The sequence below is a fragment of the Bacillus cereus group sp. BfR-BA-01453 genome (assembly GCF_022662915.1).
Taxonomy (GTDB): Bacteria; Bacillota; Bacilli; order Bacillales; family Bacillaceae_G; genus Bacillus_A; species Bacillus_A paranthracis.
In genome coordinates this window covers 487933-503108 of the sequence record NZ_JAKUEN010000003.1, presented here as the reverse complement: position 1 = coordinate 503108, position 15176 = coordinate 487933, and the positions used below count along the sequence as shown (strand labels likewise).

Below are 15176 nucleotides of genomic sequence, written 5' to 3'. Positions count from 1 at the left end.
ATCAGTGGACATTAAAAAAGATGGCTCCGATCGAATATCGGAACCATCTTTTAAGTGCTTGATTTTTCAGGGCTTTTTTATTAAACTGTCCATTTTATAGGGTACAGTTCAAGGAAATCAAGTCTTTTTATTACATACGATTATCGTGCCAGAAGTTTAATGGGAAGTGTTCGTTCTCACTATAGGCTTCTAATTCATATCCTTTTTCTTTCAGCCCTTTAATAATACCAGGTACTGCTTTTACGGACTGTGGATGAATGTCGTGCATAAGGATAACTTCTGTTGGCTTGTTTGCACCATTAATAACGTTTTCTACAATTTTAGCAGATGCAGCGTCAACCGGCATTTTGTTATATCTCCAGTCTAATGAATCAATTGTCCAATCCCAAACTTTTAGCCCATTCTCAACAACTTTGTTGCGAAGCGCTTCGTTTAATCCTGGCATTGAGCCGTAAGAAGGACGAGTTAATACTGGTGATTTACCTAGAACGCCAGCGATTAATCCTTGATCTTCTTTCATCTCATCTACGTAATGACCTTCTGTGTAAAGTTTCTTGTAGTTATGAGTCATACTGTGCATCCCAACGTAGTGGCCTTCAGCATCTTCACGCTTTACAAGATCAGGAAAAGCTTTTACATTTGAACCAATAAGGAAGAATGTTGCTTTTGCATTTTCTTTCTTTAACATATCTAAAAGCTCAGCTGTGTATTTTCCAGGACCATCATCAAATGTTAAATAAGCTACTTTTCTAACTTGCCCATTGTATTGTTTTGGAGCTTCTTTCGGTGCAAGAGACGATTGAATTTCACTTACAAGTTGAACAGATTTTGCTTCATCCTCTGTACTTGCTAGAGCAGTATGTGTTGATCCTAAAGCCGCTTCGTATGTAAATAATACCCCCGCGCAAATCAACATAGCCCTTTTCACTAAAGTTGTCATTCGAATTCCATTGTGCATAATTTTCCTTCTCTCTATAAAAGTTCTACTCTACTATATTAGCAATTATAGGGAGGTAATTGCAAAAAAACTTTTTTACAAGTGCAAAAAAGTTTGTCCAAAAGTATGCAAGATTTCAATATTTTGCAGGTTTATTAAAATGAAACAAAAATCGAATGAAAATGCATGTGATTTGTTCATATATAGTAAATTCAATGAGTGAGTTAGTAGGGGGTATACATAATATGCTAGCGAAGAGGGTGCCTGTTGTATGAAAACGTGTCTTTAAAATTTCACATACCGCATTTAAAAAGTAAATATAGGAAAACCAAAAAGTAATGTGGAATATATCGTACATACATATATGAAGTCAACATAAAAAATAAAGAGGTGGGTATATGTTACTTGAAGAAGTAATGCAGCAACTAGAGGAATACGGAACAGAACAGAATCGTAAAACGTATAAAAATCATGGGGCGAAAGAGCCACTATTCGGAGTTAGTTTTGCCAATTTAAAATTGTTAAAAAAGAAGATAAAAAAAGATCATGATTTAGCAATTTTATTATGGGAAACAAAAAATATGGATGCAATGACATTAGCAACAATGATATTAGATCCAAAAAAAGTTACGACAGAACTACTAAATAAATGGGTACAGGAAGTTGATTATTATTGTTTAATGGATGTTTTAATGACGGCTATTTGTACGTCGCCAATCGCGATAGAAAGAATGGAAGACTGGACAAAGTCTGATGATGAATGGATTGGAAGAGCAGGCTGGTCTTTATTAGCAAATATAGCGATTAAAAATAAAACGTTACAGGATGATGTCTTCTCTCCTTATCTAGATGAGATTAAAGAAAATATACATAATGAAAAAAATAGAAAAAGAGAAGCAATGAATAGTGCTTTAATTGCGATAGGAATTCGTAATGAAGACTTAGAGCGAAAAGCGATTGAAATTGCACGTGAAATTGGAAAAGTACAGGTTGATCACGGGGCAACGTCATGCAAAACACCAGACGCAGAGTCATATATAAAAAAAGCGAGAGAAAGAGCTGCAAAAAAGAAAGTGAAATAAGAAAAGGGGAACGGTTATGAAAGTAATGGAAGCGGCAAAAAGCATCATTACATCACACTTTCCGAATTGTGATGTAGCTTTACTTGGAGGAAGCGTTGCAAGAGGGGAAGCGACAAAAACATCTGATCTGGACATTGTAATAATAGATCCTAGTTTGTCATCTTGTTATAGAGAATCTTTCTATAGTAATGGATGGCCAGTTGAGGTATTTGTACATAATTTTGAAACGTTAAAAACCTTTTTTAAAATGGATTGTGATCGCGGAAGACCTTCGTTACCACAATTAGTTGCAGAAGGTGTTGTATTAAAAGGGGAAGATGAAATTGTTGAGAAATTAAAAAGCGAAGCGAATGAGTTACTAAATAAAGGACCAGCTAAATGGACTGAAGAAATGATGAAGCAGAAGCGTTATTTTATTACAGATACTTTGGATGATTTTATTGGTGCATCAAAAAGAGAAGAAGAGTTGTTTATCGCGAATTTATTAGCTGATTTATTACATGAATATGTATTAAGAGTAAATGGGAAATGGCTTGGAAGTTCAAAATGGTTTATAAGGGTACTTAGAAAATATGATGAACAATACGCAGATCAATTTGTAGTGGCGTTCGATCATTTTTATACAACGGGAGAGAAAATAAAATTAATTACTTTTGTAGAAAAAACGCTAGAACAGTATGGAGGAAGAATGTTCGAAGGTTTTTGTATAGGAAAGTAAAAAGGGGATAATACAATGAATATACCATTCGTTCAATTAAGAGAACTGACACTAGATGATGTAGAAGACCGATATCAATGGTCATTAGATACAAAAGTAACAAAGCATTTAGTTGTACCAGATCAATATCCACCGTTCACTCGTGAAGATACAAAAAAATGGATTGAAGCATGTATAAATCGAAAAAATGGTTACGAACAAAGAGCTATCACTGCGGAGAACGGCATACATATTGGATGGGTAGATCTTAAAAACTTTGATAAAACAAATAAAAATGCAGAATTGGGAATCGCGATTGGTAATAAAGAATACTGGGGTAAAGGGTATGGAATAGCTGCCCTATATAGTATGTTACATGTAGCATTCTTTGAATTTGAATTAGAAAAAGTATGGCTACGTGTAGATGAAGATAATTTTCAAGCTAGAAAGAGCTATGAAAAGGCTGGTTTTGTATGCGAAGGGTTAATGAGAAATGATCGATTACGTAGAGGGCAGTTCATTCATCGCTATCGTTATAGTATGTTAAGAGAAGAATATCAATCTTTAATTAGTAGTTTATAAAAATGTTATGTTAACTAAAGGGAGATAGAGAAATATGATTCGATTACTTACGAAAGAAGATGCAAAAAAATATTGGGACTTACGTTTACAAGCATTACAAGTAAACCCTGAGGCATTTGTAACAACTTATGAAGAGGCGATTCACCAAGAAAATCCGATTAAGCGAGTGGAAAGTAATTTAACAGCTGCTACTAGTTATACATTTGGTGCTTTTAATGAAGATCATCAATTAGTTGGAGTTGTTACTTTACTAACAGAAGAGAAAGAGGCGTATAAACATAAAGGTCATATCGTTGCGATGTATGTAGATGCAAGTAATCGAAGAAGTGGCCTTGCACGTGAGTTAATACGTAAGGCAATTGAAAGAGCAAGAGAAATGAACTTGGAACAATTGACATTAGGTGTTGTATCCACTAACGAGCCAGCAAAAAGGTTGTATGAATCAATGGGCTTTAAAACGTATGGGATTGAAAAGAGAGCTATAAAGATGAATGGTGTGTATAGTGATGATGAACACATGGTTTTGTTCCTTTAAAAGAGGGAGTTTACTATGAAAGATCTCCATTTAGAAAAAAATATGAACCCGCAAGTGGCAATTCTATATGCGACAGTTGCCGATACATTTAAACGGTTGCAAAAGTTAGTAGAGGGTACTGATGAGAAAGAACTGTCTTTTAAAGGGGTAAAAAATAATGAAAATAGCATTGGACAACTACTTCAACATTTAGCAGTTGTCGATTTGCATTGGGTATACCGCTTAAAAGGAGAACCTGTTCCACTGGCACTTGATAATATATATGGACCTATGTTAAATGAAGCGGGAGAGCTGCCAAGTTTAAGAAAACAGACGTTGCAACAATTAATGCAAGATTATGAAGCAGTGCAACATATGTTTTATGAGGAATGTGTGAAACTAACAGAAAATGATTTAACACGAGAGGTTTTTTATGAAAAGGGAGAAAATGCGACTATAAGGTGGGGAATATGGCATATAGCTGATCATAGTCGGTACCATCAAGCTCATATTAGTCAGTTAAGAAAACTATATAGAGCTAGAATGCATACGAGATAAAGATTTCGAATTTTAATTATATTTAATTTGTTGTATAGTATAAGAAGAAACTAAACAAGGGGTTTTATAATGAAAGCTATTGCAGTAGGGATATTGGCATCATTTTTCTTTGCCTTTACTTTCGTTTTAAATCGGGCAATGGACCTAGAAGGTGGAAGCTGGATTTGGAGTGCATCATTACGGTACTACTTTATGGTTCCAATGCTTTTACTTATTGTCATGTATAGAGGAAATTTAAAGCAACTCTTTCAATATATGAAAAACAATCCGAAAGAATGGTTAGTTTGGAGTATCGTTGGATTTGGTCTCTTCTATGCACCACTTAGTTTTGCTGGAGCTTTCGGACCTGGTTGGCTCGTTGCATCAACATGGCAAATTACGATCGTAGCAGGGATTTTGTTAACACCATTTTTTGCAGTAGATCCGTTACATAAAAAACTCCCAATGAAGGAATTAGTTATGTCGGGTATTATTTTATGTGGTGTTGTACTCATGCAAGTAGAACATGCTTCTTCATTAGGAACTCGTGAAACCGTTTTATGTGTAGTTCCTGTACTTATTGCAGCGTTTGCATACCCTCTTGGAAATCGAAAAATGATGCAAGTTTGTAAAGGGGAATTAGATGTATTTCAGCGAGTTCTCGGTATGACATTAGCAAGCTTACCATTTTGGTTTTTACTATCTGGTTATGAAGTATCAACAGGTGGTCTACCGTCAAGTAGCCAAGTTTTCCAATGTTTTATAGTAGCAGTTAGTTCTGGCTTAATCGCAACGGTATTATTCTTCTTTGCGACAGATCTTGTAAAAGATGATCCGCAAAAACTAGCAACAGTGGAAGCAACTCAGTCCGGTGAGGTTTTATTTGCGCTAGTAGGAGAACTCATCTTGTTATCTGCACCAATTCCGTCATCTTTATCTTGGATTGGTATGAGTCTAGTTATTATTGGAATGATACTACATAGTTATGTAGCGGTCGTTGTGAAGAAAGAAGAAAAAATAACGGCGTAATGAGATTAGCTCTTTGAATTTAGAGCTAGTCTTTTTTCATAGAAAGGGATAGAAGTATGAATTTACAGTGTGTTGAACAATTTGAAAAAGATTCAATTTTAAATGTACTACAGTATGCAGTTGGACCAAGTGAAACTAGCTTAAAGAAAGCAGTTTTATTTTATGAAAGGAATAAAGCGACTTTGCATAGATATGAAGAAAAGGCTTGCATAGGTATTGAAATAATTGGAGCAAAGAAAGCGAGAATTTGCCATATAGCAGTTATTCCGCAATATCGTCATAATGGAATTGCGTTGCAAATGATAAAAGAAGTAGTAAGAATACATCAATTGACGTATCTCGAGGCAGAGACAGACGATGAGGCAGTAGAATTTTATAAAAAAATTGGTTTTCAGGTTAGAAGTTTAGGAGAAAAATATCCAGAAGTTGAAAGATTTCATTGTTACTTGGAAAAGGAGCAATGAAAATATACATATTGAGTATGGTTTGAAAAAAGTAATAATAACATTATATAATATAGGTGTCTGGAAAAATATAGATAAAAGAAATTAGGTGTATAACACATGAGAATGGATAAAAGTAAATTTATAAAAATTGCTACTTCGATAGGTGTATCATCTTTTTTATTAACGGGCTGTGGCGATTATGAAGAAGATACTGCCCAGCAAGAAAGTACTGCTGTTAAAACAGATGGTGCAAAACAAGGAAATGAACAAGAAAGATTAAATTGTGATGATAAAGCTCCAACTAATGAAAATGTAGAAAAAGATGAGTTATGTAAGGAAAATAATCCGTCATTTTCTTCTTATCATGAAAATTCACATTTACCGATACTGCCGTTCGTTGCAGGATATTTATTAGCAAGCAGAACTTCAAATATGAATTATACAGTAAAACCGAATATAATGAAGAAACCGTATGCAAATAACATTATTCCGTATCGTGAAAAAGACCAAAGTAGAACTGGAGGCAGCGGTGGTGGAGGGTATTACGGCGGAACTAACAGCAACAATAATAAATCTTCCAATAAAGTAGATTTAAATAAACAGCAGCCAAATCCATCAAATAAAGTAACACCAGATACAAATGCGCCGAAATCATCTACGACACAAACGCCGAAAGTGAATTCTGGTTCTAGTGGAATTGGGAATGCAAAAGCGCCAGCCGGATCATAACACGAAAGGATAATAGAGTCATGTATACAGAACAAGAGCAGAAAGAGTATATGAAAGTATGGTTTTCACTTGCAGAAGAGGCTGGTCGGAATGGGTTTACTTGGCCGAGTCTATTAGAAAATGAAGAATGGAATCAATATATGGCAACAGGTATGTATCGTATGCCAATAAAAACTTATACTGCTATTTCAAAAGCGACAGAAGAAATTATGTATGTGCTATATAGAACGTATCAATACATTCTCAATACGACAAAAGATTTTCAAAAATTAGGATTTCCAGCTGAAACGTGGGAAATTGCGAGAATGAAACATACAGGTTTGTTTTCATATTTTACAAGGTTTGACTTTATCGTAAATGGTGAAGATATAAAGTTAATAGAAGTAAATTGTGATACACCCACAGGCTATTTAGAGCCATCTGTCGCAAATGAAGTATTATGCCGTTATCACGATGTAAATCATCCAAATCATATAGAAGAGCATATTGTGCAGGCGTGGGAACAAATTAAACATGACTATAGTATAGATCCTAGAGAAACGATTTATTTTACGAGTTATGATTGGCATGATGAAGACCATCAAACGGTTCAATTTTTAAGAAGCTATTGTTTAGATCAATCAACAGATTATATAGGTATACAAGATATCGTCGTTGCAGATGATGGTATATATACGCCAAATGGTGAGAGAATTCATTATTTATATAGACTATATCCAATTGAATATTTAGTTTCAGATGCTGATAAAAGCGGGAAAAGAATTGGACTCCAGTTTTTAGATCATATAGCGCAAGGCAGAGTGAAAATCATTAATCCACCAGCTGCTTTTCTTATGCAAAATAAAAGTGTACTCGCATTAATTTGGCAACTTTACGAAGAAGAAGTTTTCTTTAAGGAAGAGGAGCGAGGAATCATTCAGAAATACTTCCTACCGACATATTTTACAAATAAACCGTTTATAGAAAGAAATGAATCCTATGTTTCTAAACCTTTATACGGCCGTGAAGGCGGAGGAGTATCTATATACGAAAATAATGAACTATTAGCTGAAGATAAAACAGAGTATTACTTTGAACAGCGGAAAATATATCAGCAATACATAGAAATGCCAGACTATACAATTGACACGTGGGACGGTCCGTATACTGGTAAACTATTAATTGGTTCACACTGTATTAGCGGGAGAGCTGCTGGTTTATTTTTACGTGTAGGTGAGAAAATAACAGGAAATTTATCGATGTTTACTGGAGTTACAATTGAAGGATAAATGAAACAAAGAGCTTATCATTTTTGGTGAGCTCTTTGTTTGCATATAGTGTTTTTATGTTTTTGATGTAACGCCTTCATTTTTTGCATAGATAAAATGATTAAGTTAAAAATTAAGAAAAATATGATAATATATGTATGTAGTAGTTTAAAATAAATGGGGGAACAATCGTGAAAATGAATGACATAGTGGCAAGTACGCAATTGCCAAATACAATCAAAACAATTACAAATGATTTAAGAAAATTAGGATTAGAAAAAGGAATGACAGTTATTGTACATTCTTCGTTAAGTTCCATTGGTTGGGTATCAGGCGGAGCAGTTGCAGTAGTAGAGGCGTTAATGGAGGTTATTACAGAAGAGGGAACGATTATTATGCCAACTCAGTCTTCGGATTTATCTGATCCGAAACATTGGTCAAGACCACCTGTACCTGAAGAATGGTGGCAAATTATTCGGGATAACGTTCCAGCATTTGAGCCACATATAACACCAACAAGGGCAATGGGAAAAGTAGTTGAATGTTTTCGTACATATCCGAATGTAGTACGTAGTAACCATCCATTAGGAAGTTTTGCTGCATGGGGAAAACATGCAGAAGAAATAACGATGAATCAGTCACTATCAATGAGTTTAGGAGAAGAATCTCCATTAAGAAAAATATACGATTTAGACGGATACATATTATTAATTGGTGTTGGATATGATTCCAATACTTCTGTACATTTATCAGAAGTACGTTCTGGTGCATGTGAGTTAATAAAAGTAGGGGCACCCATTATAGAAAATGGTGAAAGAGTGTGGAAAGAATTTGTTGATATGGATTATGATTCTGACAAATTTGTAGAAATTGGTGTGGAATTTGAGCAAAAAGGAACTGTGAAAATAGGGAAAATAGGAAACGCAAAGTGCCGTCTTATGAAACAACGTGATATAGTTGACTTTGGAACAGAATGGTTTCGTAAGAAAAATTAGTAAGGGATGGTTACGATGAAGGGGAAAAAGGTATTAATTACAAGCGGTGGTTGTTTAGAAAAATGGGATCAAGTTCGTGGTCATACGAATATGGCAAAAGGAACAATTGGAAGAATAATTGCCGAAGAGCTTATAAGTAAAGGGGCCTATGTTATATATTTACATGGTTATTTTGCGGAGAAACCGAATGATATAAACAATCAATTAGAATTACACCCATTTGAAGGAATTGTTGATTTGCAAGATAAAATGAAAAGTATCATTACGCATGAAAAAGTCGATGCGGTTATTATGGCAGCGGCTGGATCTGATTGGATTGTGGACAAGATTTGTGATCAAGAGGGCAATGTTCTTAATATGAATGGAAAAATCTCAAGTGATATAGCGCCCATTATACATTTTCAAAAGGCACCGAAAGTATTAAAACAAATAAAACAGTGGGATTCAGAAACTGTACTCGTTGGCTTTAAACTTGAAAGCGACGTAAATGAAGAAGAACTGTTTGAAAGAGCGAAAAATAGAATGGAAGAGGCGAAGGCGAGTGTAATGATTGCAAATTCACCACATTCTTTATATTCGCGCGGAGCAGTGCACTACGTAATTGGACAAGACGGTAAAGGGAAGTTATGTAATGGAAAAGATGAAACAGCGAAAGAAATTGTCAAAAGGTTAGAAGTACTATGTAATCACGTTACTGCTTTATAATTTCAAGTATTTGGATAAGAGTGAATCCGCATAGTATATATTGGTAAGCGAAACTTTTTGCTTTGATACAAACGTTAACCATTCAATATGGATACATAGAATAATTGGTGAGGAGTGAATTCTATGGAACATTTATTAAAGCAAGCTATTAAACTCCGGAAAGAAAAGAAATATGCGCAGTCTAAAGAGATACTCATTGGATTAACGAATTTTACGAGGGATGCAGAAGTACTTTATCAATGTGCCTGGATACATGATGTAATGGGGCTGGAAACAGAAGCTATGCCGTATTATGAACAGGCAATTGCAAACGGTCTTGAAGGTGAGTCACTTTGCGGAGCTTATATTGGCCTTGGTAGTACATATCGTTGTATAGGTGAGTATGACAAAGCAATTACTGTTTTAGAAACAGGTTTGCAGCAGTTTCCAAATAATGATGTGATGAAAGTATTTTTGTCATTAGCGAAATATAACGTAAACGATCATGAATCCGCGATGAAATTATTACTTGAAACAGTCGTAAAAGTAGAAGAAGTTAAAGAATTTGAACGTGCTATTTCATTTTATAAAGACCATTTAAACGAGGTTTTTAAATAGAGGAGTGAAAGTATGAGTGTCACACTTTCGCGAAGGCGAAAAGGTATATGGATTGGACTCGTATCTTTAATCTTGTTATCAAACTATTTATTATATGCTCTTCCGATTGTACCAGCTACTCCGAAAGAAGTTGTTCTTGGGTCATTATTAGATTGTATGTTTATAATTCCAATCATTACGTATTTCTTTATTATTCGAAAAAGGTACTCGTTAACGTATATATTTCCTGTTGTAATAGCTGGTTATATATTTGCAAGATTTATTACTCCAAGCGACTATTTACAAGCTTTTTCATACGTTTCTTATATTATAGTTACAGGGGAAATTGCATTTGTATGTGTAGAGTTATTCCTTCTATATAAAATTGTTAGAATGCTTCCTACAATAAGAAAAAAATATAAAGAATATAAAAGTGAGTATTCTTCATTTTCTTATGCAATTGATGCTGCGTTTGACGACACTATGAAAAGAAATAAATTAATAGATATCATTGTAACAGAGTGTAAGTTAATCTATTATGCATTTTTATCGTGGCGTGAAAAAGTGCCAGAAGGTGAATCCGTATACTCATATCACAAAAAGACTGGTGCAATAGGTGTATATATTATGATCATCCATGCGACCTTAATAGAAAGTATCGGTTTTCATTATTTACTTCATCAATGGAACCCAGTAGTAGCATGGATTTTACTTATTTTAAACGTATACGCAATGATTTATTTTTTAGCTGAAATACAAGCAATGCGAAAAAATCCAATTATTGTTGCGGAAAAAGAAATAATCATTCAAATTGGATTAGGAAAGAAAATTATTATACCATTTACACAAATTGATAAAATTACTTTTTATAAAGGAGAGTTTTTAAAGAAAGAGAAAGAGTTTCTTGACGCAACAGTGATGGAATTTATAAAGGAACCTCCAGCATTTGAAATTACACTAAAAGAACCAGTGGAAGCGCAATTGTTATATGGATTTTCTAAAACAGTAAGTCGTGTTCACTTAAATGTTGATGAGGAATGGAAGTTTTATGATATGGTTACGGAGAAGTTGAAACATGAATAATGCTTCTAATTTTCATCGTGCGTTTGGTGTGTATGGCATTTGTATCGAAAACAATAACATATTAGTAATTGATAAAATAAAAGGTCCCTATAGAAATCGGTATGATTTACCTGGTGGTAGTTTAGAAGAAGGAGAATCATTACTAGCTGGACTTCATAGAGAGATGAAAGAAGAGACTGGGCTGAAAGTGAAGGTAGTAAACCAAATAGGTACAGTTGATTTTCAATTCCCATCAAAATTCAAGGAGTACACACATGTTCATCATATCGCAGTTTTTTACGTTGTTGAAAGGTGCGAAGGTGAATTTAAAGTACCGGAACAATTTGAAGGGCAAGATTCAATAGGAGCTAGATGGATTCCGCTAGAAAGTATTACTGAAGATAATTCATCTCCTCTTGTATGTAGTGCTGTAGAGTGGTTAACAGAATCTAAGTTTCGTTTAGAAGTAAAGGTGTATAAATCATGGGTTATAAAATAATGATACAACTGGAGTTCTTTCTAACTTAGAAGGAGCTTTTTTTGTGGGCAAGAAAATGAGAGTATATTAATAAAACAAGAAACGAATTCACTAAACAGCTTCTTAGTGGAAAAAGGGTTATAATGAAAGAACTACAACTAAAGGGGAATTTTGAAAATGAGTTGCTTACGTACGTCAGGAATTGAAATTATTGAAAGGAAAATTCGCTATAATGCTTCAACTGTAGATCATGCTTGTTTACTAATAGAAACGCAGCCAGATAAAATTGTGTTGTATCATGAAGTACAGTACTCTTTTACTATGACAGCAAACGATACGAAGTTAACGATCCCGAAAGGAAGTTATACAGTTGCATATTACTGGAGGAATCGTCCATATAATTTATATGTTTGGAGAGATCAGGATGGAAGTTATTTAGGTTCTTATTTTAATATTGTAAAGAATACATGTATAACGGATGAAGTGGTATCCTTTGAAGATTTAATCCTTGATATTATGGTACTTCCAAGCGGAGAATTTTTCATATTGGATGAGGATGAATTACCTGAACCGTTAGAACACTTTGAAGATGGATATGTACAAAAAGCTCTGCATACAGTGTTACATACAATTCAAGAATTACTTCCAAAAATCATTATAGAAACTGCAACAATTTATAAAAAATAAACATCGTTCATTAAAACCTAGTTGACTTATCGGAAATATTTGTATAGTATGTAGTTAATTCTATAATAGCTGATTGGAAAAACCAAAGGCATTTCATTACAAAATGAAATGCCTTTGGTTTTTTTATTATATAAATACTGAATCTGTTCATTTAGATGAATCATTTCAAGGAGGAGAAATAGTGACTGTTTCAATCGATGGAGTATCAAAATATTTTTCGAAACAAACTGGTACGGTTCAAGTGCTAGAAGATATTAATTTCCAATTAGAGAGAGGCGATTTTGTCACTGTAATCGGACCGAGTGGTTGTGGGAAAAGTACGCTTTTGAAAATTGTTGCGGGATTAGATAACGAATTTGAAGGTGAAATTATTATTGATGGGGAGAAAATCGTAAAACCAAGTAAGAAACAAGGTTTTATTTTTCAAGAACATCGCTTATTTCCGTGGTTAACAGTTGAAGAAAATATTGCTGCAGATTTGTCGTTAAAAGATAAGTATGTAACAGATAAGATAAAGGAATGGATTGAAATCGTTCGATTAGACGGTTTTGAAAAATCTTATCCGAAAGAAATTTCAGGCGGGATGTCACAACGTGTTGCAATTGCGAGAGCTTTATTAAGAGATCCAAATGTATTATTACTTGATGAACCATTCGGGGCACTTGATGCTTTTACTAGAAGTCATTTGCAAGAAGTACTGTTGAATATTTGGGAACAGAAGAAAACGACAATGTTATTCGTCACTCATGATATAGACGAAGCGATATATCTTTCAAACCGAATGATCATCATGAGTGCAAAGCCTGGAAAAATACATAAAGTAATTGAAAATAATTTACCTTATCCACGTAGTAAAACTTCGGAGGCATTCCAAGAGATTCGAAAGAAAGTATTACAGCAGTTTGAGTATGGAGGATTGATTCAAACAAGTTTATAGGGAGAGGGTGAGTATTTATGTATAAAAAATTTAAAGTTCTTTCTTTTGCATTAGCTATTTCTTTATTTTTATTCGGATGTGAGAAAAGTACAGCAAGTAGTAAGAAGGAAGATGTAACAGTACAAATTGGTATTCAGCAAGGATTAAGTCCACTATTACTCGCGCAGAAAAAGGGATGGTTTGAAGAGGAGTTTAAAAAAGAAGGAGTTAAGGTGAAATGGACAGAATTCCAAAGCGGACCTCCTTATTTTGAGGCAATCGCATCAAATCGATTAGACTTTGGTGAAGTTGGCAATTCTCCAGTTATTTCCGCGCAAGCAGCAGGTATTGAATTTACCGAAATTGCTAATACAAGTTATGCGAGGAAAGGCACTGGAATTCTTGTACAAAAAGATAGCAAGATTACGAGTGTAAAAGATTTAAAAGGTAAAAAAATTGCCGTAGCAAAAGGAAGTAGCGCATTTAATTTATTGTATCGAGCATTAGAAAAAGAAGGTATCAATGCGAAAGATGTAAATGTCATTCAACTGCAACCAGATGAAGCGCAGCCAGCATTTGAATCAGGATCAGTAGATGCATGGGCCATTTGGGATCCATTCATTTCACTACATACGTTAAATAAAGGAGCAAAGGTTATTACAGATGGTGAACAATTAAATGTTTCTTCACCAGAGTTTTTAATTGCAAGAACAAAGTTTGCAAAAGAACATCCAGAATTAGTTGAGAAGTTTCTCAAAGTTTATGAAAAAGCACGAGTATGGCAAGGGTCAAACTTAGATGAAGCAATAAAAATATATACTTCTGCAAAGAAAATAGATGCTGAAATTGTAAAAGAAGTGTTTGATCATGACAAACCAATTTTAGTTCCAGTAACGAAAGAAATAATAGAGGAACAGCAAAAGACAGCGGATTTTCAATATAAACTCGGTTCTATAAAGAAAGAAATTAAGACAGATAAAGTTGTAGATAATTCTTTCGTAGAAAAAGCAGTAAAGGCGAAATGAAAAGAGGTTTTGTAAATTGGAAAATACGAAAGCTTTTATGAAAAGGGCGAGTATAACGATTGAGAAAAACAATGTAAAGAAAGTACAGAAGACGAATATCAAATTTTTGATAAGGGCAATTACTATACCGATTATTATATTAATAATTTGGCAATTGGCCGGCGTATTCGGTCTAGTTTCTAAAACAGTTTTACCAACGCCGCTAGATATATTTCTAGCTTTTCAAGAACTTATAAAAACAGGAGAGTTATTCGGTCATTTAAGTATTAGTGTATTCAGGGCTGCGGCTGGTTTCTTTATTGGCGGGAGTTTAGGAATTATTTTAGGAACAATTGTTGGATTTTCAACGAGAAGTGAGCAATATTTAGATCCGTCAGTACAAATGTTAAGAACTGTGCCTCACTTAGCTGTTGCACCGCTTTTCGTATTATGGTTCGGTTTTGGGGAAACATCAAAAGTGTTATTAATTGCAGATGGTGCATTTTTTCCTTTATACGTAAACGCGTTTCTAGGAATACGAGGTGTAGATTCAAAGTTATTTGATGTTGCGAGAGTGTTAGAGTTTAGTAAAAGAAAATTAATTACAAAATTAATTTTACCTGCCGCATTACCTAACCTTTTACTAGGAGCAAGATTATCATTAGGAGTTGCATGGGTGAGTTTAGTAGTCGCAGAACTTATGGGATCTACAGAAGGTATTGGCTATATGATAATGGATGCAAGGCAATTTTCAAATACAGATATCGTATTTGTTGGTATTATCATCTTTGCATTCGTTGGGAAGTTTTCGGATTCACTCGTACGTTTACTAGAAGTGAAGTTTTTAAGATGGCGAGATAATTATAAAGGTGAGATAGGAAATTAACATATAAATTATTAGGGGTAATTTATATAGAGTAGTTTAGTGTACGTTTCAAAATAAATAAGGGGTG

19 protein-coding genes are annotated in these 15176 nt (G+C 34.2%); 18 read left to right on the top strand and 1 reads right to left on the bottom strand.

What is annotated here, in order from left to right:
* Nucleotides 1–130: 130 nt before the first annotated feature.
* Nucleotides 131–958 carry a peptidoglycan-N-acetylglucosamine deacetylase gene (locus MR070_RS10130; protein ID WP_000551437.1) on the bottom strand — a complete coding sequence of 276 codons (828 nt, stop codon included), beginning with the start codon at nt 956–958 and terminating at the stop codon, nt 131–133.
* Between the two features lie 377 nt (nt 959–1335).
* Here MR070_RS10130 and MR070_RS10125 point away from each other — a divergent pair, with 377 nt between their 5' ends.
* The 18 genes from MR070_RS10125 (at nt 1336) to MR070_RS10040 (ending at nt 15109) form a co-directional block, all read left to right on the top strand.
* Nucleotides 1336–2019: a DNA alkylation repair protein gene (locus tag MR070_RS10125; protein ID WP_000923430.1), complete on the top strand. Its 684-nt coding sequence runs from the start codon at nt 1336–1338 to the stop codon at nt 2017–2019.
* A gap of 16 nt (nt 2020–2035) precedes the next feature.
* Entirely contained in the window at nt 2036–2737 is a 702-nt protein-coding gene (locus tag MR070_RS10120; protein ID WP_242261175.1) for a nucleotidyltransferase domain-containing protein, read from the top strand.
* Nucleotides 2738–2752: 15 nt separating this feature from the next.
* Nucleotides 2753–3298, top strand: coding sequence for a GNAT family N-acetyltransferase (locus tag MR070_RS10115; RefSeq protein ID WP_001024999.1), 546 nt, complete (start codon nt 2753–2755; stop codon nt 3296–3298).
* Between the two features lie 34 nt (nt 3299–3332).
* Complete coding sequence (locus MR070_RS10110) at nt 3333–3833, top strand: GNAT family N-acetyltransferase (protein ID WP_242261174.1); 501 nt, start codon at nt 3333–3335, stop codon at nt 3831–3833.
* A gap of 15 nt (nt 3834–3848) precedes the next feature.
* Nucleotides 3849–4370 carry a DinB family protein gene (locus MR070_RS10105; protein WP_000653839.1) on the top strand — a complete coding sequence of 174 codons (522 nt, stop codon included), beginning with the start codon at nt 3849–3851 and terminating at the stop codon, nt 4368–4370.
* 69 nt (nt 4371–4439) lie between these two features.
* On the top strand, nt 4440–5378 hold the full coding sequence (locus MR070_RS10100; RefSeq protein ID WP_000643667.1) for a DMT family transporter: 939 nt from the start codon (nt 4440–4442) through the stop codon (nt 5376–5378).
* Between the two features lie 56 nt (nt 5379–5434).
* Nucleotides 5435–5842, top strand: a complete 408-nt coding sequence (locus tag MR070_RS10095) for a GNAT family N-acetyltransferase (RefSeq protein ID WP_242261173.1) — start codon at nt 5435–5437, stop codon at nt 5840–5842.
* Nucleotides 5843–5941: 99 nt separating this feature from the next.
* Nucleotides 5942–6553, top strand: coding sequence for a hypothetical protein (locus MR070_RS10090; protein WP_001242155.1), 612 nt, complete (start codon nt 5942–5944; stop codon nt 6551–6553).
* Nucleotides 6554–6573: 20 nt separating this feature from the next.
* Nucleotides 6574–7821 (top strand): glutathionylspermidine synthase family protein, encoded by a 1248-nt coding sequence (locus tag MR070_RS10085; RefSeq protein ID WP_000287869.1) that lies wholly within the window; start codon nt 6574–6576, stop codon nt 7819–7821.
* Between the two features lie 176 nt (nt 7822–7997).
* Nucleotides 7998–8795 carry a BA2930 family N-acetyltransferase gene (gene aacC / locus MR070_RS10080; protein WP_139895459.1) on the top strand — a complete coding sequence of 266 codons (798 nt, stop codon included), beginning with the start codon at nt 7998–8000 and terminating at the stop codon, nt 8793–8795.
* Nucleotides 8796–8810: 15 nt separating this feature from the next.
* A complete protein-coding gene (locus tag MR070_RS10075) occupies nt 8811–9500 on the top strand; it encodes a phosphopantothenoylcysteine decarboxylase domain-containing protein (protein WP_138321839.1) in 690 nt (229 codons plus the stop codon).
* Nucleotides 9501–9623: 123 nt separating this feature from the next.
* A complete protein-coding gene (locus tag MR070_RS10070) occupies nt 9624–10097 on the top strand; it encodes a tetratricopeptide repeat protein (protein ID WP_061536289.1) in 474 nt (157 codons plus the stop codon).
* Nucleotides 10098–10109: 12 nt separating this feature from the next.
* Entirely contained in the window at nt 10110–11159 is a 1050-nt protein-coding gene (locus tag MR070_RS10065; RefSeq protein ID WP_242261172.1) for a hypothetical protein, read from the top strand.
* On the top strand, nt 11152–11637 hold the full coding sequence (locus MR070_RS10060) for an NUDIX hydrolase (RefSeq protein WP_242261171.1): 486 nt from the start codon (nt 11152–11154) through the stop codon (nt 11635–11637). The genes MR070_RS10065 and MR070_RS10060 overlap by 8 nt, the downstream gene beginning before the upstream one ends.
* A 156-nt stretch (nt 11638–11793) precedes the next feature.
* On the top strand, nt 11794–12303 hold the full coding sequence (locus MR070_RS10055) for a ribonuclease FAU-1 family protein (RefSeq protein WP_242261170.1): 510 nt from the start codon (nt 11794–11796) through the stop codon (nt 12301–12303).
* 181 nt (nt 12304–12484) lie between these two features.
* Nucleotides 12485–13240 carry an ABC transporter ATP-binding protein gene (locus MR070_RS10050; protein WP_242261169.1) on the top strand — a complete coding sequence of 252 codons (756 nt, stop codon included), beginning with the start codon at nt 12485–12487 and terminating at the stop codon, nt 13238–13240.
* Between the two features lie 17 nt (nt 13241–13257).
* Nucleotides 13258–14244 (top strand): aliphatic sulfonate ABC transporter substrate-binding protein, encoded by a 987-nt coding sequence (locus tag MR070_RS10045; RefSeq protein WP_242261168.1) that lies wholly within the window; start codon nt 13258–13260, stop codon nt 14242–14244.
* 16 nt (nt 14245–14260) lie between these two features.
* Nucleotides 14261–15109, top strand: coding sequence for an ABC transporter permease (locus MR070_RS10040; RefSeq protein ID WP_242261167.1), 849 nt, complete (start codon nt 14261–14263; stop codon nt 15107–15109).
* Nucleotides 15110–15176 lie beyond the last annotated feature (67 nt).

What these genes read in the sequence shown, in the direction of transcription:
- MR070_RS10130 (WP_000551437.1), bottom strand. Translation starts at nt 958, where the DNA reads ATGCACAATGGAATTCGAATGACAACTTTAGTGAAAAGGGCTATGTTG.
- MR070_RS10125 (WP_000923430.1), top strand. Translation starts at nt 1,336, where the DNA reads ATGTTACTTGAAGAAGTAATGCAGCAACTAGAGGAATACGGAACAGAA.
- MR070_RS10120 (WP_242261175.1), top strand. Translation starts at nt 2,036, where the DNA reads ATGAAAGTAATGGAAGCGGCAAAAAGCATCATTACATCACACTTTCCG.
- MR070_RS10115 (WP_001024999.1), top strand. Translation starts at nt 2,753, where the DNA reads ATGAATATACCATTCGTTCAATTAAGAGAACTGACACTAGATGATGTA.
- MR070_RS10110 (WP_242261174.1), top strand. Translation starts at nt 3,333, where the DNA reads ATGATTCGATTACTTACGAAAGAAGATGCAAAAAAATATTGGGACTTA.
- MR070_RS10105 (WP_000653839.1), top strand. Translation starts at nt 3,849, where the DNA reads ATGAAAGATCTCCATTTAGAAAAAAATATGAACCCGCAAGTGGCAATT.
- MR070_RS10100 (WP_000643667.1), top strand. Translation starts at nt 4,440, where the DNA reads ATGAAAGCTATTGCAGTAGGGATATTGGCATCATTTTTCTTTGCCTTT.
- MR070_RS10095 (WP_242261173.1), top strand. Translation starts at nt 5,435, where the DNA reads ATGAATTTACAGTGTGTTGAACAATTTGAAAAAGATTCAATTTTAAAT.
- MR070_RS10090 (WP_001242155.1), top strand. Translation starts at nt 5,942, where the DNA reads ATGAGAATGGATAAAAGTAAATTTATAAAAATTGCTACTTCGATAGGT.
- MR070_RS10085 (WP_000287869.1), top strand. Translation starts at nt 6,574, where the DNA reads ATGTATACAGAACAAGAGCAGAAAGAGTATATGAAAGTATGGTTTTCA.
- aacC (WP_139895459.1), top strand. Translation starts at nt 7,998, where the DNA reads ATGAATGACATAGTGGCAAGTACGCAATTGCCAAATACAATCAAAACA.
- MR070_RS10075 (WP_138321839.1), top strand. Translation starts at nt 8,811, where the DNA reads ATGAAGGGGAAAAAGGTATTAATTACAAGCGGTGGTTGTTTAGAAAAA.
- MR070_RS10070 (WP_061536289.1), top strand. Translation starts at nt 9,624, where the DNA reads ATGGAACATTTATTAAAGCAAGCTATTAAACTCCGGAAAGAAAAGAAA.
- MR070_RS10065 (WP_242261172.1), top strand. Translation starts at nt 10,110, where the DNA reads ATGAGTGTCACACTTTCGCGAAGGCGAAAAGGTATATGGATTGGACTC.
- MR070_RS10060 (WP_242261171.1), top strand. Translation starts at nt 11,152, where the DNA reads ATGAATAATGCTTCTAATTTTCATCGTGCGTTTGGTGTGTATGGCATT.
- MR070_RS10055 (WP_242261170.1), top strand. Translation starts at nt 11,794, where the DNA reads ATGAGTTGCTTACGTACGTCAGGAATTGAAATTATTGAAAGGAAAATT.
- MR070_RS10045 (WP_242261168.1), top strand. Translation starts at nt 13,258, where the DNA reads ATGTATAAAAAATTTAAAGTTCTTTCTTTTGCATTAGCTATTTCTTTA.